Source organism: Ensifer sp. ENS03 (assembly GCF_014852035.1).
Taxonomy (GTDB): Bacteria; Pseudomonadota; Alphaproteobacteria; order Rhizobiales; family Rhizobiaceae; genus Ensifer; species Ensifer adhaerens.
The window spans coordinates 1274590-1292391 of the sequence record NZ_JACVAV010000001.1 but is presented as its reverse complement, the minus strand read 5'-3'; the positions used below and the strand labels follow the sequence as shown (position 1 = coordinate 1292391).

The 17802-nt window shown below is 61.9% G+C and carries 21 protein-coding genes and 1 tRNA gene; 6 read left to right on the top strand and 16 right to left on the bottom strand.

What is annotated here, in order from left to right; translation table 11 throughout:
• Positions 1–88: 88 nt before the first annotated feature.
• A complete protein-coding gene (locus tag IB263_RS06340) occupies positions 89–382 on the bottom strand; it encodes a hypothetical protein (protein ID WP_034803714.1) in 294 nt (97 codons plus the stop codon).
• Positions 383–717: 335 nt separating this feature from the next.
• Positions 718–794: transfer RNA gene (locus IB263_RS06335), tRNA-Pro, on the bottom strand.
• 374 nt (positions 795–1168) lie between these two features.
• Here IB263_RS06335 and IB263_RS06330 point away from each other — a divergent pair.
• On the top strand, positions 1169–1333 hold the full coding sequence (locus tag IB263_RS06330; RefSeq protein ID WP_089043959.1) for a hypothetical protein: 165 nt from the start codon (positions 1169–1171) through the stop codon (positions 1331–1333).
• 189 nt (positions 1334–1522) lie between these two features.
• On the opposite strand, the gene IB263_RS06325 is transcribed toward IB263_RS06330, so the two are convergent.
• From IB263_RS06325 to IB263_RS06300, 6 genes are all read right to left on the bottom strand, one after another.
• The gene (locus tag IB263_RS06325; RefSeq protein WP_060580887.1) at positions 1523–2059 is read right to left on the bottom strand and encodes a MerR family transcriptional regulator; all 537 of its coding nucleotides are present in this window, start codon (positions 2057–2059) and stop codon (positions 1523–1525) included.
• A 140-nt stretch (positions 2060–2199) separates the two neighbouring features.
• Complete coding sequence (locus IB263_RS06320; RefSeq protein ID WP_034803721.1) at positions 2200–2538, bottom strand: integration host factor subunit alpha; 339 nt, start codon at positions 2536–2538, stop codon at positions 2200–2202.
• Between the two features lie 92 nt (positions 2539–2630).
• Positions 2631–3602, bottom strand: coding sequence for a beta-ketoacyl-ACP synthase III (locus IB263_RS06315; protein ID WP_034803724.1), 972 nt, complete (start codon positions 3600–3602; stop codon positions 2631–2633).
• Between the two features lie 4 nt (positions 3603–3606).
• On the bottom strand, positions 3607–4665 hold the full coding sequence (gene plsX / locus IB263_RS06310) for a phosphate acyltransferase PlsX (RefSeq protein WP_034804255.1): 1059 nt from the start codon (positions 4663–4665) through the stop codon (positions 3607–3609).
• A gap of 202 nt (positions 4666–4867) precedes the next feature.
• Positions 4868–5419 carry a DUF177 domain-containing protein gene (locus tag IB263_RS06305; protein WP_034803727.1) on the bottom strand — a complete coding sequence of 184 codons (552 nt, stop codon included), beginning with the start codon at positions 5417–5419 and terminating at the stop codon, positions 4868–4870.
• An 88-nt stretch (positions 5420–5507) separates the two neighbouring features.
• On the bottom strand, positions 5508–6047 hold the full coding sequence (locus tag IB263_RS06300) for a ubiquinol-cytochrome C chaperone family protein (protein WP_034803730.1): 540 nt from the start codon (positions 6045–6047) through the stop codon (positions 5508–5510).
• Positions 6048–6185: 138 nt separating this feature from the next.
• Between IB263_RS06300 and IB263_RS06295 the strand changes: the two genes are divergently transcribed.
• Positions 6186–6692, top strand: a complete 507-nt coding sequence (locus IB263_RS06295; RefSeq protein WP_192437954.1) for an outer membrane protein assembly factor BamE — start codon at positions 6186–6188, stop codon at positions 6690–6692.
• Positions 6693–6760: 68 nt separating this feature from the next.
• On the opposite strand, the gene IB263_RS06290 is transcribed toward IB263_RS06295, so the two are convergent.
• The 4 genes from IB263_RS06290 to ribH form a co-directional block, all read right to left on the bottom strand.
• Complete coding sequence (locus tag IB263_RS06290) at positions 6761–8896, bottom strand: sodium-translocating pyrophosphatase (RefSeq protein ID WP_060522169.1); 2136 nt, start codon at positions 8894–8896, stop codon at positions 6761–6763.
• A gap of 195 nt (positions 8897–9091) precedes the next feature.
• On the bottom strand, positions 9092–10321 hold the full coding sequence (locus IB263_RS06285; RefSeq protein WP_371814040.1) for an MFS transporter: 1230 nt from the start codon (positions 10319–10321) through the stop codon (positions 9092–9094).
• Positions 10322–10326: 5 nt separating this feature from the next.
• A complete protein-coding gene (gene nusB / locus IB263_RS06280) occupies positions 10327–10809 on the bottom strand; it encodes a transcription antitermination factor NusB (RefSeq protein WP_034803740.1) in 483 nt (160 codons plus the stop codon).
• On the bottom strand, positions 10806–11267 hold the full coding sequence (ribH, locus tag IB263_RS06275) for a 6,7-dimethyl-8-ribityllumazine synthase (protein ID WP_034803742.1): 462 nt from the start codon (positions 11265–11267) through the stop codon (positions 10806–10808). Before ribH ends, nusB begins: the two co-directional genes overlap by 4 nt.
• A gap of 230 nt (positions 11268–11497) precedes the next feature.
• Here ribH and IB263_RS06270 point away from each other — a divergent pair, with 230 nt between their 5' ends.
• The 4 genes from IB263_RS06270 (at position 11498) to IB263_RS06255 (ending at position 14114) form a co-directional block, all read left to right on the top strand.
• Positions 11498–12190, top strand: a complete 693-nt coding sequence (locus IB263_RS06270; RefSeq protein ID WP_060522167.1) for an HAD family phosphatase — start codon at positions 11498–11500, stop codon at positions 12188–12190.
• Positions 12191–12381: 191 nt separating this feature from the next.
• A complete protein-coding gene (locus tag IB263_RS06265) occupies positions 12382–12882 on the top strand; it encodes a cupin domain-containing protein (RefSeq protein ID WP_034803747.1) in 501 nt (166 codons plus the stop codon).
• 24 nt (positions 12883–12906) lie between these two features.
• Positions 12907–13482 carry a GNAT family N-acetyltransferase gene (locus tag IB263_RS06260; RefSeq protein ID WP_192437952.1) on the top strand — a complete coding sequence of 192 codons (576 nt, stop codon included), beginning with the start codon at positions 12907–12909 and terminating at the stop codon, positions 13480–13482.
• Between the two features lie 281 nt (positions 13483–13763).
• The gene (locus tag IB263_RS06255) at positions 13764–14114 is read left to right on the top strand and encodes a hypothetical protein (protein ID WP_034803749.1); all 351 of its coding nucleotides are present in this window, start codon (positions 13764–13766) and stop codon (positions 14112–14114) included.
• 73 nt (positions 14115–14187) lie between these two features.
• Here IB263_RS06255 and IB263_RS06250 read toward each other — a convergent pair whose 3' ends face one another.
• The 4 genes from IB263_RS06250 to glyA are packed head-to-tail and all read right to left on the bottom strand — an operon-like array spanning position 14188 to position 17715.
• A complete protein-coding gene (locus tag IB263_RS06250; RefSeq protein WP_060522164.1) occupies positions 14188–14808 on the bottom strand; it encodes a riboflavin synthase in 621 nt (206 codons plus the stop codon).
• The gene (gene ribD, locus IB263_RS06245; RefSeq protein ID WP_113293499.1) at positions 14808–15917 is read right to left on the bottom strand and encodes a bifunctional diaminohydroxyphosphoribosylaminopyrimidine deaminase/5-amino-6-(5-phosphoribosylamino)uracil reductase RibD; all 1110 of its coding nucleotides are present in this window, start codon (positions 15915–15917) and stop codon (positions 14808–14810) included. Before ribD ends, IB263_RS06250 begins: the two co-directional genes overlap by 1 nt.
• An 18-nt stretch (positions 15918–15935) precedes the next feature.
• The gene (gene nrdR / locus IB263_RS06240; RefSeq protein WP_034803756.1) at positions 15936–16409 is read right to left on the bottom strand and encodes a transcriptional regulator NrdR; all 474 of its coding nucleotides are present in this window, start codon (positions 16407–16409) and stop codon (positions 15936–15938) included.
• Positions 16410–16419: 10 nt separating this feature from the next.
• On the bottom strand, positions 16420–17715 hold the full coding sequence (gene glyA, locus IB263_RS06235; protein ID WP_034803759.1) for a serine hydroxymethyltransferase: 1296 nt from the start codon (positions 17713–17715) through the stop codon (positions 16420–16422).
• Between the last annotated feature and the right edge of the window lie 87 nt (positions 17716–17802).

Here is a 17802-nt window from a genome sequence, read left to right as displayed (position 1 = left end):
AGAACGACGTGATTGCCGCGCTGTATTATCGGGAAACAGAAAAAGAGGCCCTGCTGAAGGACCTCTTTTGCTGCGGTTGCAGGATCGCCTAAGGCGTCGACCCTTCTGCGCCCGAACCGCCACCGGTATCGGGATTTGAACTCGGCGCCCCGGTATCACCGTTGGCGTTTGCGGTGCCGGTATCAGGGTTCGAGCTCGGAGCACCGGTGTCCGGGTTGGAACTCGCTGTACCCGTATCGCCCGGCGAGCCGGTGGGCTGGCCCGGAACGAGGATGACGGCGTCGTCTGCACGGGCAGTGCCGGACGCCGAGATGAGCGGCATTGCCGTCAGGGCCGAAAGCCCGAGCAACGACGCGGCAAAAATCTTCGAAAACGTCTTCATTGCATTTCCTCCTTTGGCAGACAGACGCCCGCCATGAGGCCATTCCATCACTTTCGCGAGGACGGCGATCGACCCCAGCCGCGTGGACCATCGCACCGGAACGAGGCATTTTAGCGATTTCCGATGGGCGATAAATTTTGTCAGGCGCAAGCGACAAAACCGCATCCGATCTCGGAGCAGACACGGTGGACCAAAGCGAAACAAATCAGCAGGCGTTTGAGATTTTTGCCCGGGCAATAGGTTCCCGAATGCGCGATTTTACGCGTGGAATTGCTGGCTACCGCCAGCCGCCAATTGCGGTAGCGCTGCTGTATGACTGAAATCAAAGAGGAAAATGGTCGGAGCGGCGGGATTCGAACCCACGACCCCTTGACCCCCAGTCAAGTGCGCTACCGGGCTGCGCTACGCTCCGAACCGAGGAAATCCCTATATAACCAACGCTTAGAGCGCAAGCGGGAAAATGCGGCCTGGATCGAAAAAGGAACAAACGGCGTGGAAAAGTATGTTTGGGAACCGAAGGTCCAACGGGACTTTCCGGAAACTCACAGCATGGCGTCGCACCTGTGATGCGACCGTGGAGCGCCACTGGGTGTCTGCAAGTTCCGATGCTGCTTGACGAGAAACTCACCGCCCGGCCGTCCGTCTACCGAACCTTCACCAAAACGAGATCCCGTCGCTCGAAACTTGCTGCCTAACGCAACGTGAGCTTGCCATCATGGATGAATTGAGGGACAGTTTGATACTGGCCCTTGAGGCCTGGAGCGTCTCCCCTTCTAGGAGAAAACCATGCCTCTTAAGTCCCTTATGGCCCTCACCGCGCTTGCGCTTCTCACGCTCTCCGGCTGTGCGACCTCCGGTTCGACCAACACGACCTATGCGCAGTGGACCGGCCCCTACCCGGAGCCCGACGTCTCCGCGGCGAGCCCCGGCGGCTTCCGGATCTCCTACTGACGCTTTCAATCCTTGCTGGGATAATCGCGCGGGCGCCCTGCGGACGGATGCGTATATGCCCCTCTTCGGCGGGAAGCCCGCAGACGGCACCATCTTGGCAATCGTGTAAAAGGTGTCTGTGAGGCAACCGTATTCGGCAGACGTTCGGCCGTGCGGAACCGGTCTTGATAATCGCCTGAAATGGCTTTCTCAGCGCACCTGGTCGAGAAGCCGCTTGCATTCCAGGAGGTCGTAGAGCGCCTCCTGAAGCAGGGCGCGATCTTCCTTGCCCACGGACGAGGATTTTCCGAGCGAGATCTCCGGCACGTCGTCGCTGTTGCCGCCGAAGGAGAAGAAACGGCGGCTCGCCGGCGCCTTGGCGCGGCCGACGATCTGATCCTCCTCGGAAAGACCAGCCTTCGGCGGTGCCGGCTCCTCGTTGCTGGAGGCTGCCAGCGCCTCGACGGTCGCGAGATCCCCGCTTGCAATCGCCGCGACGAACTTGTTCCCGTTGGTCTTCAGGAGCTTCTGCACGCCCTTGATCGTATACCCGTGATCATAGAGCAGATGCCGGATACCCTTCAGAAGGTCGACATCCTCCGGCCGGTAGTACCGCCGGCCGCCGCCGCGCTTCATCGGCTTGATTTGCTGGAAGCGGGTTTCCCAGAAACGCAGGACATGCTGCGGCAGATCGAGATCGTCAGCGACCTCGCTGATGGTGCGAAAAGCGTCCGGGCTCTTTTCCATATCGTTCCCAATCCATGCCGTGCGACTCAGGCTCGAAAGCCGTAGTGAAGCCGATACCGCGCCAATGATGGCACGAATCGGCTCCATTTCAACGGCTTATGGATGGGTTTTCAACCACATTTGTGGCTGTCGTCAGGCGTTCACGAAACGGGAGATACCGGTTTCTGCTTGGCCCTGCGGCCCAGATGCGCCTTCAGGACGCGCTGCTTCAAGACATTCGACGCCTTGAAGGTCATCACGCGCCGGGGCGAAATCGGCACTTCCTCGCCGGTTTTCGGGTTTCGCCCGATGCGTTCGTTCTTGTCGCGGACCTGGAAGGTCGCGAAAGAGGACAGCTTCACACTCTCGCCACGCACGATTGCGTTGCATATTTCGTCAATGACGGTTTCCACCAATTCGGCAGACTCTGTCCTCGACAGACCCACCTTGCGAAAAACCGACTCAGCCAAGTCCGCCCGTGTTACTGTTTTTCCGCTCATCTTCCCCCACCAACGTCTGGTACGCCGATCAGCGTCCGAAGACTATTGCCCTTGCCTTTTGCGGTCAAGCGTCTGTTGCTTAAGCAATTTCTTTACCAGCGGAGAAGCACGGAGCCCCAGGTGAAGCCGCCGCCCATGGCCTCGAGCAGGACGAGGTCGCCCTTCTTGATCCGGCCGTCGCCCGCCGCCGCATTCAACGCCAGCGGAATGGAGGCTGCGGAGGTGTTGCCATGGAGATCGACCGTGACCACAACCTTATCGAGAGGGATGCCGAGCTTCTTGGCGGAGCCGTCGATGATGCGCCGGTTGGCCTGGTGCGGCACCAGCCAATCCAGATCTTCGGCCGTCGTCCCGGTCGCCTCGAAGGCAGCCTCGATCACATCGGTGATCATGCCGACCGCGTGCTTGAAGACTTCGCGGCCTTCCATCTTCAGATGGCCGACCGTCCCAGTGGTCGAAGGGCCGCCATCCACATAGAGCTTGTCGCGATGTGCGCCGTCGGAGCGAAGCTTCGCCGTCAGCACGCCCCGGTCGGCAATGGTGCCCTCGCCTTCCTGGGCTTCCAGGATGATGGCGCCGGCGCCGTCACCGAAGAGCACGCAGGTCGTGCGGTCGTTCCAGTCGAGGATACGCGAGAAGGTCTCCGAGCCGATCACCAGCACGCGCTTGGCAAGCCCACCGCGGATATAGGCATCCGCCGTGGTAACCGCGTAGACGAAGCCCGAGCAGACCGCCTGCATGTCGAAGGCCGCGCCATGGCGCATACCGAGGCGGTCCTGGATGTTGACAGCTGTTGCCGGAAACGTGTTGTCGGGAGTGGAGGTCGCCAGGATGATCAGGTCGATATCATCAGGGGTAAGCCCAGCATTGGCGAGCGCAGCACGCGCGGCACCTTCGCCGAGCGACGCTGTGGTTTCGCCCTCGCCGGCGATGTAGCGCTGCCGGATGCCGGTGCGCTGCACGATCCACTCATCGGACGTATCGACCTTGGATTCCAGCTCCTGATTGGTGACCACGCGCTTCGGCAAAGCTGCGCCGAAACCGCGAACGACGGAACGGATCATCTATTCAAACCTCATCATTCATGCCGGCGGAAAGGGCCTTGGGCGGTTCGCCGCCATGGTACTTCGCCAGATCGAGCTCGATCTTCGACTTCAGGCCATTCTTCACCATGTCGTAGCCGACATCGATCGCGGCTGCAAAACCCTCGGCATCTGCACCACCATGGCTCTTGATCACGACGCCATTGAGGCCGAGGAACACGCCGCCATTGACCTTCCTCGGGTCCATCTTCTCCCGCAGGCGGTCGAATGCGCCCTTGGCCAGGATGTAGCCTATCTTGGCAAGAAGCGTGCGCGACATCGCCGCGCGCAGATATTCGGCGATCTGGCGCGCGGTGCCTTCGGCGGCCTTGAGTGCGATGTTGCCGGAAAAACCTTCCGTGACGACAACGTCGACGGTCCCGCGACCGATGTCGTCGCCCTCGACGAAGCCGTAATAGTCGAAGCCGTCGATGTTGGCCTCACGGATCAGGCGGCCGGCTTCCTTGACCTCTTCCTGTCCCTTGATTTCCTCGACGCCGACATTCAGCAGCCCGACCATCGGCCGCTCGATCTCGAACAGCGCCCGTGCCATGGCGCCGCCCATCAGCGCGAAATCCATCAATTGCTGCGCGTCCGCGCCGATCGTCGCGCCGACATCGAGCACGATGCTCTCGCCTTTCAGCGTCGGCCAGATGGCGGCGATCGCCGGCCGTTGAATTCCCTGCATGGTGCGCAGACAGAAGACCGACATGGCCATCAGCGCGCCGGTATTGCCGGCGGAAACGACGACATCTGCCTCGCCGGCATTGATCGCGTCGATCGCTTTCCACATGCTTGACTTGCCGCGGCCGCGGCGAAGCGCCTGGCTCGGCTTCTCGTCCATGGCGACTGCAATCTCGCAGTCGTAAAAGGTGCTGTTGGCCTTCAGCTTCGGATGTTTTTCAAGGAGGCCCGCGCACTGCGCTTCGATGCCGAACAAAACGAACTTGATGTCCGGATGACGTTCAAGCGCCCTTGCGGCGCCGGGGATGACGACTTCAGGACCATAGTCGCCCCCCATCACGTCAAGTGAAATTCTGACCACGCGTGTCTTATCCTTCATTTCTGCCACACAACACGTGCCGCCGCGGCGTACTCAACGGAAACGCATTGACGAAACATATTGCTTCTGACGCTTGAGCCAAGCACGCGGCAGATCGCTTTAGCGGCTCTTCTGGCCGGTTTGGGGCCAAAATACTGCTTTTCCTTTGCGTGACAACCGAATTGTAGATGACGCTTTCGCGACCTCAGTCCTTTTTCCAGTCCTTCAGGACCGCAAAGGGGTTCGGCTTCTTGTCATCGGCAGATGTGCTCTCGATGCGCTCGCCGAACGTCACGCCGGGCTTACGGGGATAAGGCTCGATCGCGAGTGCAACCTGCTCGCTCACGACGACGCCGGCGTCGATGGTGTCGCCGATAAAGGTATCGGGAATATCGGGGCCGTCAGGGTCGAGAATCATCTCGCCACCGTCATTGCTCGCCTGGCGGGCAAGCCGCGAGCCCTCGGGCACGAAGATCGCTTCGACCGGTTCGTCGATATCGGCTTCGACCGGCTCAAGAGTGACGACACAGCTCTGCACGACGCGGGCCCTGACGTCGCCCTTGATCTTCACGCCATCCTTCTTCCAGCGCGCGATCTGCAGGTCGGCTTCGAGCGACAGAACCTCGTTGATGTTCCAAAGCGCGGCAAGCGCCTTGCGCTCGCGCTCGTTGGCGGAGAGATGCACGCTGACCGCGTTCGCCGAAATGTGCCCTACTTTCACCGGATAAGAAAAGGCCGCCTGACTTTCGTCTTTCATGATTGGATCCTTCCTCGCGCGGGCTACCTGGTACCCATCGCGAACGCAGCCGCCAACCGGCTGCCGGTGGCGACGCTCTTGTTTTCTATTACGCCCCAGCCGGCGGAATGTGCAACTGGCCGATTTCGACGGCGTCTTCCGCGACATCGACGAGCTGGGCCTCAACCGCCAGCAGATAGCCAGCAAGCGCAACCATCGAAGGCGCCGCGTCGCCGCCATCAGGATGGAAGTTGCGCCTGAGCGCTGCCGCCAGGGCCTCGACGTCCCTTGCTTCCAGCGCCGCCGCATAGGATTCGAGTCGACCGTAATACATGCCGGCCAACTTCTTCATCTTCTTCGGCACGCCGGCATCGCCGACGCCGAGCTCGCGGATCGAGTGATCCACATCCTCGAAGAAGGCATCGATGATCTCCTGGGCGATTTCCTGGCCAGGCCTTGCCGACGCACGTGTGCGGCGGAAATAGAGGATCAGCGTCGCCGACAGCATCTCGAACCGGCCCATGACCGTGTCCGGAACATCGAGGTCGGTGTAAAGGTAGGGCTGGCGTGCCGCCGCCGTCAGCAATGCATATTGCCGCTCGACAATCGCGGTGTTGCCACTTTTTCTTTTAAACAGTCCAAAAATCATCACAAAGCTCGGGCTTGGCTTTCTCGAAATGCGCGCAAGCGCCCATGACGTTGTTGCATGACAGCCGAAGCTGGTTTACCGAAGCAGGCACGAATTGCAATGGCGGATCTGCCATCGTTTCTCCAAGGGGAGCTGTCGTTGACGAAGCGGTATTTGAGAAAAAAATTTAAGACCCTCGGCCGCGTGGCGGTCGTAGCCACCATCGCCGGTTTTACCCTTTCCGCCTGCCAGTCCGCCAATGTCGGTGAAGTTCTCCATCAGGGCTATGTGGTTGATCAGGAAACGCTAAACCTCGTTCCGGTCGGTTCCAGCCGCGAGCAGGTGCTGCTCTCGCTCGGCACGCCGTCGACGACCGCGACCTTCGACAACGAAGTGTTCTACTACATCTCGCAGACGCGCAAGCGCCCTGTCGCCTTCATGAAGCCCAAGCTGATCGACCAATCGATCCTGGCCGTCTATTTCGACAAGGAAGGCACCGTCAGCCAGCTGGCTCACTATACGCTGAAGGACGGCAAGGTCTTCGACATGCTGACACGCACGACGCCGACAGGTGGCAAGGAAACGAGCTTCCTCGGCCAGCTGCTGACGGGCCCCGGCGCCGGTCAGGCCGCGGCGCGCAGCCTGTTCAAGGACTTCGGCAACTAAGCCTCCCCATTCCAAACAAAGGCCCGCGGAACGATGTTCCGCGGGCCTTTGTTTGCGCATCGATGCGATCAGGCGAGGACGGCCAGAAGCAAGAGCGCCACGATGTTGGTGATCTTGATCGCCGGGTTCACAGCCGGCCCGGCCGTGTCCTTATAGGGGTCGCCGACGGTGTCGCCGGTTACCGACGCCTTGTGGGCGTCGGAGCCCTTCAGATGGCGTTCGCCATTCTTGTCGACAAACCCGTCCTCGAAGCTCTTCTTGGCGTTGTCCCAGGCACCGCCGCCCGAGGTCATCGAGATCGCCACGAAGAGGCCGTTGACGATGACACCGAGCAGAGAGGCACCGAGAGCCGCGAAAGCCGAAGCCTTCGAGCCCGAGAGCAGCAGCACGCCGAAATATACGACAATCGGCGCCAACACCGGGAGCAGCGAAGGAATGACCATTTCGCGGATCGCCGCTTTTGTCAGAAGGTCGACGGCGCGGCCATAATCCGGCCGTTCGGTCCCCTGCATGATGCCGGGCTTCTCGCGGAACTGGCGGCGAACCTCTTCGACGATCGACCCGGCCGCACGGCCGACCGCAGTCATCGCGATACCGCCGAAGAGGTAGGGAATGAGGCCGCCGAAGATCAAACCCGCGACTACATAGGGGTTGGAGAGATCGAAGGAGATCTGCCCGACATCGGCGAAGTACGGATACTTGTCGCCGTTGGCGGCAAAGTAGCTGAGGTCGTTCGAGTAGGCGGCGAAGAGCACCAGCGCGCCGAGACCGGCCGAGCCGATCGCGTAGCCCTTGGTGACGGCCTTGGTGGTGTTGCCGACGGCGTCGAGCGCGTCGGTGGATTTACGCACTTCCGGCGGCAGATGCGACATTTCCGCGATGCCGCCGGCATTGTCGGTGACCGGACCGAAGGCGTCGAGCGCCACGATCATGCCGGCAAGGCCAAGCATGGCGGTGACGGCGATGCCAGTGCCGAAGAGGCCGGCAAGCTGGTAGGTCGCGATGATGCCGCCGACGATGACTATCGCCGGCAAAGCCGTCGATTCCAGCGAGACGGCCAGGCCCTGGATCACGTTGGTGCCGTGACCGGTCACCGACGCCTGGGCTATCGAGTTGACCGGCCGCTTGTTGGTGCCGGTATAGTATTCCGTGATCACCACGATCAGGGCCGTTACGATCAGGCCGAGAATACCGCAGAGGAACAGATTCCAGCCGGTGATCTCCTTGCCGGCGACGGTGCCGATCGTGCCCCAGCCGATGGTGAAGGACGTGGCGGCGCCGAGACCGAGGATCGACAGGACACCGGTCACGATCAGGCCCCTGTAGAGCGCACCCATGATCGAGTTGTTGGACCCGAGCTTCACGAAGAAGGTGCCGACGATCGAGGTGATGATGCAAGCCGCGCAGATGGCGAGCGGATAGACCATGACGGTTGCAAGCACAGGCGTGCCGGCAAAGAAGATCGCCGCCAGAACCATGGTCGCCACGACCGAGACCGCATAGGTCTCGAAGAGGTCGGCTGCCATGCCGGCGCAGTCGCCGACATTGTCGCCGACGTTGTCGGCGATGGTTGCCGGGTTCCGCGGATCATCCTCGGGAATGCCTGCTTCGACCTTGCCGACGAGGTCGCCGCCGACGTCGGCACCCTTGGTAAAGATGCCACCGCCGAGACGGGCGAAGATCGAAATCAGCGATGCGCCGAAGCCGAGCGACACCAGTGCGTCGATGACTTCGCGCGAGGCGGGCTCATGACCCAGGCCGGCCGTGAGGACGACGTAGTAGACCGAGACGCCAAGGAGCGCGAGGCCGGCCACAAGAAGGCCGGTGATCGCGCCGGATTTGAATGCGATATCGAGGCCGGAGGCGAGGCTCACGGACGCCGCCTGGGCAGTGCGGACGTTTGCCCGGACCGAAACATGCATGCCGATGAAACCCGCGGCACCCGAAAGGATCGCACCGATCAGAAAGCCGAAAGCGGCGGCGGGAGAAAGAAGAACCCAAGCGGCGATGAATACGACGACGCCGACAATGGCAATGGTCTTGTATTGACGCGTGAGATAGGCCTGCGCCCCTTCACGAATGTAGCCTGCGATTTCTTGCATGCGGGCGTTCCCCTGGTCGGCGGCAAGCACCGACTGTGTTGCCCAGATGGCATAAGCCACCGCGAGCAACCCGCATGCGATAACGCCCAATAAAATGGTCATTTCGCATTACCCTCCGTTACAACCCGCGGACTCACTCCCGGCCGCAGGCCCCTCAAAACCGCGAATCACGCACCACCTCCTCAAGCAGCACCCCTCACGGCGCGGCCAGAGTGCGGTTGCAACAGGAGATCGTCAAGCCCCGAGAAACGCCACTGGCGGCGCCTCGTTCGCTTTAGATTTCAGGGGAATGGAGCGTTAGGCGGCGGCCTTGCGCGGCGCCCGCTTCAGGAGCAGCAGGAGGATAAGGCAGACGATCGTTACCGGCCACACGACCGCGTTCAGCATGTCCCAGCCATAGGCGGTGAGCACCTTGCCCGAGGCAAACGACGACAGCGCCACCGTGGTGAACAGGATGATGTCGTGGAAGGCCTGAACCTTGTCGGCCTCCTGTGGGCGATAGCTGCTGGCAACGATCGCCGTCGAGCCGATGAAGCCGAAATTCCAGCCAAGGCCGAGCAATACGAGCGCGCTCCAGAAGTTCCAGAGCTCGATACCCATATGCGCAACCGCCGCGCACGCCATCAGCAGAAGGAGGCCGCAGCCGACGATGCGCTCGGCGCCAAAGCGGCTGATGAGCATGCCGGTGACGAAGCTTGGCGCGAACATCGCCAGCACGTGCCACTGGATGCCGAGCGTGGCGAGTTCGGTCGAGAAGCCGCAGCCGATCACCATGGCGACCGGCGCCCCGGTCATCATGAAGGTCATCAGCGCGTAGCTGGAAATGCCGCAGATCATGCCGGTGGCGAAGCGTTGGCTGCGGACAATCTCGCCGAGGGGACGCACAGACTGATCGTGGTGGGCACTCACCATTGCGCCCGGCTCGGGCAGCCGCAGCGGCGCGAAAAACAGGGCTGCAACCAGGCAAATCGGCATCAGGACGACGAAAGCCCCGGCAAAGGAAACCGGCGCGAACAGGTCGCCAGCAAAAATGACGATCTGCGGACCGAGAACGGCCGAAACGATGCCGCCGCCAAGGATCAGCGAGATTGCCTTGGGCTTGTAGAACGACGGCGAGGCGTCGGCGGCAGCGAACCGCAGCTTCTGCGTAAAGCCGTTCGACGAGCCGAGCATCGCAAGGGCGAAGGCGAAAAGCCAGAAATTCTCGCGGAAGAGCGCGACGGCGGCGAGTGCTGCCCCGGCGGCCGCGATTGCGGTCCCGCTCATGAAGGCGAAGCGGCGGCCGATCACGCGCGACAACACCGCAACCAGCACGACGCCGAGCGCCATGCCGACGTTAAAGGCGGTGAGCGGCGCGGTGGCCAGCGACTTGTCCTCCGCCAGCATCTGGTAGCCGGCGACACCGCCGACCGAAAAGCAGATGGGGCCGACGACGCCAAGAACGGCCTGTGCGGCTGTCAGGAGGTAAACGTTGCGGCGTGTTTCGCGAAGGGTGTTCCCCATGTCCTCAGCAGCAGCCGCAACCATCGACCTTACTTCCTCGGTTCGCCGCGGACCTGCTTGGCAATTCGGTCGAGAACGGCATTGACCAGCTTGGGCTCATCATCCGAGAAGAAAGCCTTGGCGATCTCGACATACTCCGTGACGATCACCGGAACCGGCACGTCCTTGCGCTCGAGCATCTCGAATGTGCCCGCGCGCAAGATGGCACGCACGGTGGAATCGAGGCGCGACAGAGCCCAGTCGTCCTGGAGGGCCGAGCCGATCAGCGGATCAAGCTTGCGCTGGTCGCGCACGACACCGGCGACAATCGACCGGAACCAGGAGGCGTCAGCCTTCAGGTAGGTGTCGCCGTCGACATCCTGTCCGAGGCGATGCGCTTCGTATTCAGCAACCACTTCCAGGACACCGGTGCCGCCGATGTCCATCTGATAGAGCGCCTGCACCGCAGCGAGGCGTGCTGCACCGCGCTGGTTGACCTGCTTCAGCGGTTGATCCGAGGGGGTTTTCGTCACTTTTCCGTGCCCAATTTCTTCTTAAGTTCAATCATGGTCAGTGCCGCACGCGCAGCAAAGCCACCCTTGTCGCCTTCCGACCGGCGGGCGCGCGCCCAGGCCTGGTCGTCGTTCTCCACCGTCAGGATACCATTGCCGATCGCAAGGCTCTCGCTGACGGCGAGGTCCATGATCGCGCGCGAAGACTCGTTCGCGACGATGTCAAAATGGTAGGTTTCGCCGCGAATGACCATGCCAAGGGCCACGAAACCATCATATTCGGTGCCGCCCTCGTCGGCGCCGTCGAGTGCCATGGCAATCGCCGGCGGGATTTCGAGCGCACCCGGAACCGTCACGATATCATAGGTGGCCCCGGCTGCGTCCAGCGCATGCTTGGCGCCGTCGAGCAATGCATCGGCCATATCGTCATAGAAACGCGCTTCCACAATCAGGATGTGGGCTGCCGTGGTCTCTGCCATGGATCACCTGTCTTTGAGAGTTCCGCGCCGGATGCGACCGGCTGAGGCGGCGGTAAAACCACGCCCGGCGCCGAATGGCAAGCAAATTCCGCCGCAGACGGCCTTTTGCCGCGTTTACAGGGCCGTAACATGCGGCCGTTGCCGCTGCAAAATGCCAGTGCCGTGCGTCTTGTGCGGCCGCGTTGCTGGTTCCAAGTTCGAAGCCGTCGATATCAAGCTGGATTTTTCGTATGCCCGAAATCGGTTCGACCAACATCGTCCTGCCCATGAAACCTCTTGGCGTCGTCTTCGACATGGACGGATTGCTCTTCGACACCGAAGCGCTCTACCGCGACGCGATGATCCAGACAGCGGCAGCGCTCGGTCACAACATGCCTGTCTCCCTTTATCTCGATACGATCGGGCTTTCGGCCGAGGCGACGCGCATGTTGCTTCGCGGTCGCTTCGGCGATGCCTTCGACCTCGCTCAGTTCTGGGAGCGTGCCTCGGCGCAATTTGCGACAATGGCGACGACCGAGCTGCGGCTGAAGCCTGGCGTCGTCGATCTCCTCGACCTGCTTGACGGCATGGGCCTGCCGTTTGCGATTGCCACCTCGTCACAACATCACGACGTCCAGCGCAATCTCGACCGGCACGGATTGCGCGACCGCTTCCCGACGGTCGTTGCCTATGGCGACTACGATCATGGCAAGCCGCACCCGGCCCCCTTCCTGACGGCTGCAAGTCGGCTCGGTATCGCGCCGCAGTATTGCCTCGCTCTCGAAGACAGCCACAACGGCGTGCGTTCGGCTTCGTCTGCCGGCATGATGACGGTCATGGTGCCCGATCTCCTGCCACCGACCGAAGAAATGAAAACCCTTTGCGTTGGGATCGCCAGGTGTCTTCACGAGGTCGCCACGGCGCTGATCGGCAGACGAACGTGACCGCGCAGCTCGGCGTTAAACCAACGCGCGATAGCGCCCATATGCTTTCGCCAATGGATTGCAACACTAGGATGTATTCCTGTAACCATCGTCGCTAATTTTAGCGATCGCAGGTTGACGACGGGACGAACGCGCGACACGGATAGAACGTATTAGCGTTGCCGCGACAACGGTACGCGAGGGAGGAACATGTGACCGATACGAAAAAGCCGATCGTTAATCCCAAAAACCTAGAACTCGACCACTGGACGCAAGGCACCTTTTTCGAATCCCGCGACGCCGCCTTCGGCGCGCTACTCGGCCTCAAGGATCTGGGCATCGGCTACGGTGAAGTACCGCCGGGCAAGTCCGGCTGCCCGTTCCACAATCATCACGTCGAAGAAGAACTTTTCATCATCATCGAAGGCGAAGGCACGTATCGCTTCGGCAGCGAGCGATATCCGGTCGGCCCCGGCGACATTCTGGGCGCCCCTGCGGGTGGACCGGAAACGGCCCACCACCTGATCAACACCGGCTCGGTGCCGCTCAAGTACCTTTCCATCTCGACCAAGGCGGCCACGGAAATCTGCGAGTATCCGGACTCCGGCAAATTCCTTGCCAGGACGCGTGGTTCCGATGGCCAAAGACGCTTCCTTTTCACCGGCCGTCCGGAAAGCGATGTCGACTACTGGGACGGCGAGCCCGGCGCCTGATTTCATCACAGCTTAGGATCGAATATGCATAGCGTTCCCATTATCGAGACCGACCGCCTCATCCTGCGCCCCTACCGCCGTGACGATTTCCCCGCCTATTCCGCGCTGTTCGGCGATGCCCAGGTGATCCGCTATGTCGGCGGGGTGCCGTTTACGCGCGAACAGTCCTGGACGCGATTCCTGCGCCAGGTCGGCATGTGGCACTATTTCGGCTTCGGCTTCTTTGCCATCCAGGACCGGGAGACCGGGGGCTTTCTCGGCGAGGCCGGCTTCCACGACGTGCACCGCGCCATCACGCCTTCGCTCGAAGGCACGATGGAAACCGGATGGGCGTTGTCACCGAAAGCGCACGGCAAGGGGCTGGCGACGGAAGCCGTCAGTGCGGCGCTCAAGTGGGCCGACCACCAGTTTCCGAAGCTACGCAAGACCTGCATCATCGACGTCGGAAACCGCGCTTCGATCCGGGTCGCGGAGAAGCACGGCTTCAAGGAATTCTGGCGAACGACCTATCACGGCAACCACGTGATCATGTTCGAGCGCCACCAGAAGGCAGCAGCCGCGACAGGCGACCGAAGGGCTCGCGCGCACGCCGAAACATGAACAATTTTTAATTGTTTTCCCGACGCAAGCGCCATGGAAAGGGCCACATTCCGGCCCAGTTTCCTAGTCGTTGGCACGACGCGCCCTCCCCAAGAAGGGAGCAAACGCCGACCAATCAGTCGAAACAGTCCAGCGCCTTGCTTGCGGGTGACAACGCCCGCAAACGAACCTTGCTGGCCGCCGCAATGGGCGATCCTCACCGGCCCGGAAACCCGCAAGGTTCCGCGTTCCCGTAACGGGTCGGCTTGCGCCTTGTTGCCGGTAAACAAAGGAGCATGACCATGAACCGCATAGCCAAGCTTTCCGTCATCGCTGCTCTCTCCGCCCTTTCCTTCGGCGGCGTCTCCTATGCTGCGAGCGCAGCCATGAACTGGCCGGCCGAAATCGACCACACCGTTCGCGATTTCAAGGGCGATCATTTCAACGTCGTCGACGTGGATACGTTGAAGGAATCGAGCCAGACGCGCATGTGGATCAACGAAGCGACGCCGCAACAGATTTCGTCCCTGCACGCGGCCGTCGAAGGCAACAAGCCGCTTGCAGCCAAGCTCAAGGCGCAGAATGTCGAGATGAACAACATTGCCGGCGCCGAACAGGCAGCCGATGGCAGCCTGACCCTCTACGTGCGTTGAGTGTCAACACCTCCCGAAACCAGAACCGCCCCCGATTGGGGGCGGTTTGCATTCGGCAAAAGAGGAAGTCGGCTTACTCCGGCTTTGGTGCCGGGAATTCGGCGAGGCGCGCCGCATAACGCGCCATGGTGTCCACCTCGAAGTTGACGAAATCGCCGGCCTTGCGCTCACCCCAGGTCGTGACCTCCAGCGAATGGCGGATCAGGAGCACGTCGAACTCGGCGCCGGCGACCTTGTTGACCGTCAGCGACGTGCCGTCGAGCGCGACCGATCCCTTCGGCGCGACGAATTTCGCCAGATGCTCAGGCGCCCGCAGACGAAAGCGCACAGCGTCGCCTTCCGCTTCCACCGACAGAATTTCCGCCTTGTCGTCGACATGGCCGGAAACCAGGTGGCCGCCGAGCTCGTCGCCGATCTTCAGCGAGCGCTCGAGATTGATGCGCGTTCCCTTGGTCCAGCCGGCGATCGTCGTCAGGCGGAGCGCCTCTTCCCAGGCCTCGACCTCGAACCAGCGCTCGTTGCTGCCGGCTTCAGGCAAAGCCGTCACCGTCAGGCAGACGCCGGAATGGGCGATCGAGGCACCCATGTCGATGGTCTTCGGGTCGTAGCTCGTGGCGACACGCAGCTTGATGCCTTCTTTCAGCGGGGTGACGGCGTCGACGGTGCCGATATCGGTAACAATGCCTGTGAACATCAGTTTTCTCTTTCGTATTCCTCGAACAGATCGCCGCCATACCGTGCCTCGGCGACGCGCCGGAAGCCTGCCGGCACGGACTTACGGTCAAATGGGGATGCAATGCCGTTTTCGCCAATGGTCCCCGGTCCGGTGTAGAGCTGGATACGGTCGACCAGATCAGCATCGAGAAAGGCGCGTGCAGCCACAGCACCGCCTTCGACCATCAGCGAGGAGATACCGCGGGAAGCGAGTGCCGCAAGAAGGTCGGCGATCGAGCCGGCTTCGAGCACCTCGACACCGGCGGCCTCCAGGGCCGCCTTGCGTGCTGCTCGGCCGTCATCAACGTCCGCATCCGCATCGCCGGATCCGTCGCTGGAGACCACGATGACGGGGACCTCCCGCGCCGTTAACACCAGTTTGGAGGAAAGCGGCAGGTCGAGCCGGCGGTCGAGAACGATGCGCAACGGCGAGCGATGTTCGAGCCCCGGCAAGCGCACAGTCAGTTCCGGATCGTCAGCCGCAGCCGTGCCGATCCCGACCAGGATCGCGTCGGTCTCCGCGCGCAGCATCTGTACCTGCCCGCGCGAAATCGGACCGGTGATGCGCACTTGCCCCTCGCCCTTGCGGCCGATCATGCCATCGGCCGAAACCGCAAGCTTGAGAGTCACATAAGGTCTCTTGCTGACCTGGCGCATGAGGTAGGCTTCAAGCGCGTGATGCCCTTCCTCGGGGAGCACACCGATATCGACGGTGATGCCAGCATCGCGCAGGCGCACGACGCCACGCCCGGCAACCCGCACGTCCGGATCGAGGATCGAAATCACCACGCGGGATATGCCGGAGGCGACAAGCGCATCGGCGCAAGGCGGCGTCTTGCCGTGATGGGAGCAAGGCTCCAGCGTCACATAGGCCGTAGCACCCCTCGCCTTCGCACCGGCCTCCGTCAGTGCCTGGGTTTCGGCATGCGGGCGGCCGCTCCGCGCGGTTACGGCCCGGCCGACGATAACGCCGTCCTTGACGATCAGGCAGGCGACGGAGGGATTGGTGGATGTCTGTCCGAGATGGTGGCGAGCCAGCCTCAGCGCCGCGGCCATGAACCTCTCGTCTTCACGGTTGGGCGCTGTCATGGCTCTATCCAGCGTAATCTACTCGCCGGGATCGCGCGCGATCTTGGCGCTGATCTCGGTGATGACCTTCTCGAAATCCTCCGCATGGGAGAAATCGCGATAGACCGAAGCGTAGCGCACGAAGGCCACGTCATCGAGGCTCTTCAGCGCTTCGAGCACCTGCAGGCCGATTTCTTCCGAAGGGATCTCGGTCTCGCCGGAGCTTTCAAGGCGACGGACGATACCGGAAACCGCCCGCTCGATGCGGTCGCGATCGACCGGACGCTTGCGCAGCGCAATCTCGAAGGACCGCAGAAGCTTGTCCCGGTCGAAAGGAACCTTCCGACCGGTTTTCTTGATGATCATCAGTTCACGCAACTGCACCCGTTCGAAGGTCGTGAAACGACCTCCGCAATCCGGACAAATCCGGCGGCGGCGAATGGCATTCCCGTCCTCTGCCGGACGGGAATCCTTCACCTGACTGTCTTCAGAACCGCAATAGGGGCAGCGCATGGGCGACCGATCACATGTAGCCGTACATCGGGAAGCGGTCGGTCAGCTTGATGACCTTGTCGCGAACGCCGGCTTCGACGGCGGCATTGCCCTCGTCGGAGTTGGCGACCTTCAGGCCGTCAAGAACCTCGACGATCCGCTCGCCGATTTCCTTGAACTCGGCTTCCTTGAAGCCACGGGTCGTGCCGGCCGGCGTGCCGAGACGGACACCCGAGGTGACGAAGGGCTTTTCAGGATCGAAAGGAATGCCGTTCTTGTTGCAGGTGATGAAGGCACGGCCAAGGGCGGCTTCCGCGCGCTTGCCGGTTGCGTTCTTCTTGCGCAGGTCGACGAGCATCAGGTGGTTGTCCGTGCCGCCCGATACGATGTCGAGGCCATTGGCCTTTAGCGTTTCGGCGAGCGTGCGGGCGTTCTTGACGACCTGAGCCGCATAGTCCTTGAACGACGGCTGCAGCGCTTCGCCGAGTGCCACGGCCTTGGCGGCGATGACGTGCATCAGCGGACCGCCCTGGAGACCCGGGAAGACGGCCGAGTTGATCTTCTTGGCGATATCTTCGTCGTTGGTCAGAATCATGCCGCCGCGCGGGCCGCGGAGCGACTTGTGCGTCGTCGTCGTTGCAACGTGGCAATGCGGGAACGGCGACGGATGCTGGCCACCGGCAACGAGACCGGCGATGTGCGCCATGTCGACCATCAGCCAGGCGCCGACTTCGTCTGCGATCTCGCGGAAGCGCTTCCAGTCCCAGATGCGCGAGTAAGCGGTGCCGCCGGCGATGATCAGCTTCGGCTTGTGCTTGCGCGCCTGCTCGGCGACGTTGTCCATGTCGAGCAGGTGATCGTCTTCACGCACGCCGTAAGAGACGACGTTGAACCACTTGCCGGACATGTTGACCGGCGAACCGTGCGTCAGGTGGCCGCCCGAGTTGAGGTCGAGGCCCATGAAGGTGTCACCCGGCTGCAGGAGCGCCAGGAACACGGCCTGGTTCATCTGCGAACCGGAGTTCGGCTGAACGTTGGCGAAGTTGACGCCGAAGAGCTTCTTGGCGCGCTCGATCGCCAACTCCTCGGCGATGTCGACGAACTGGCAGCCGCCGTAGTAGCGCTTGCCCGGGTAGCCCTCGGCATATTTGTTGGTCATGATCGAGCCCTGGGCTTCGAGCACGGCGCGGGAAACGATGTTCTCGGAGGCGATCAGCTCGATCTCGTGGCGCTGGCGACCCAGCTCCTTTTCGATCGCACCGAAGATGTCCGGATCGCTGTCGGCCAGAGAGCGGGTGAAGAAGGCGTCATTCGTCTGTGCAGTCATCGGCGCGAGGCTCCTCTCAAGGGTGGCAGTTCTTTAGCTTCCTCGCACGGCGAGAGCAATATCCGCTGTGCGGTTTGCGTCATTTCC

Bases quoted from the DNA above. Each gene is read 5' to 3' on its own strand.
- IB263_RS06340 (WP_034803714.1), bottom strand. From the start codon at position 382: ATGAAGACGTTTTCGAAGATTTTTGCCGCGTCGTTGCTCGGGCTTTCG.
- IB263_RS06330 (WP_089043959.1), top strand. From the start codon at position 1,169: ATGCCTCTTAAGTCCCTTATGGCCCTCACCGCGCTTGCGCTTCTCACG.
- IB263_RS06325 (WP_060580887.1), bottom strand. From the start codon at position 2,059: ATGGAAAAGAGCCCGGACGCTTTTCGCACCATCAGCGAGGTCGCTGAC.
- IB263_RS06320 (WP_034803721.1), bottom strand. From the start codon at position 2,538: ATGAGCGGAAAAACAGTAACACGGGCGGACTTGGCTGAGTCGGTTTTT.
- IB263_RS06315 (WP_034803724.1), bottom strand. From the start codon at position 3,602: ATGATCCGTTCCGTCGTTCGCGGTTTCGGCGCAGCTTTGCCGAAGCGC.
- IB263_RS06305 (WP_034803727.1), bottom strand. From the start codon at position 5,419: ATGAAAGACGAAAGTCAGGCGGCCTTTTCTTATCCGGTGAAAGTAGGG.
- IB263_RS06300 (WP_034803730.1), bottom strand. From the start codon at position 6,047: ATGATTTTTGGACTGTTTAAAAGAAAAAGTGGCAACACCGCGATTGTC.
- IB263_RS06290 (WP_060522169.1), bottom strand. From the start codon at position 8,896: ATGACCATTTTATTGGGCGTTATCGCATGCGGGTTGCTCGCGGTGGCT.
- IB263_RS06285 (WP_371814040.1), bottom strand. From the start codon at position 10,321: ATGGTTGCGGCTGCTGCTGAGGACATGGGGAACACCCTTCGCGAAACA.
- ribH (WP_034803742.1), bottom strand. From the start codon at position 11,267: ATGGCAGAGACCACGGCAGCCCACATCCTGATTGTGGAAGCGCGTTTC.
- IB263_RS06270 (WP_060522167.1), top strand. From the start codon at position 11,498: ATGCCCGAAATCGGTTCGACCAACATCGTCCTGCCCATGAAACCTCTT.
- IB263_RS06260 (WP_192437952.1), top strand. From the start codon at position 12,907: ATGCATAGCGTTCCCATTATCGAGACCGACCGCCTCATCCTGCGCCCC.
- IB263_RS06255 (WP_034803749.1), top strand. From the start codon at position 13,764: ATGAACCGCATAGCCAAGCTTTCCGTCATCGCTGCTCTCTCCGCCCTT.
- IB263_RS06250 (WP_060522164.1), bottom strand. From the start codon at position 14,808: ATGTTCACAGGCATTGTTACCGATATCGGCACCGTCGACGCCGTCACC.
- ribD (WP_113293499.1), bottom strand. From the start codon at position 15,917: ATGACAGCGCCCAACCGTGAAGACGAGAGGTTCATGGCCGCGGCGCTG.
- nrdR (WP_034803756.1), bottom strand. From the start codon at position 16,409: ATGCGCTGCCCCTATTGCGGTTCTGAAGACAGTCAGGTGAAGGATTCC.
- glyA (WP_034803759.1), bottom strand. From the start codon at position 17,715: ATGACTGCACAGACGAATGACGCCTTCTTCACCCGCTCTCTGGCCGAC.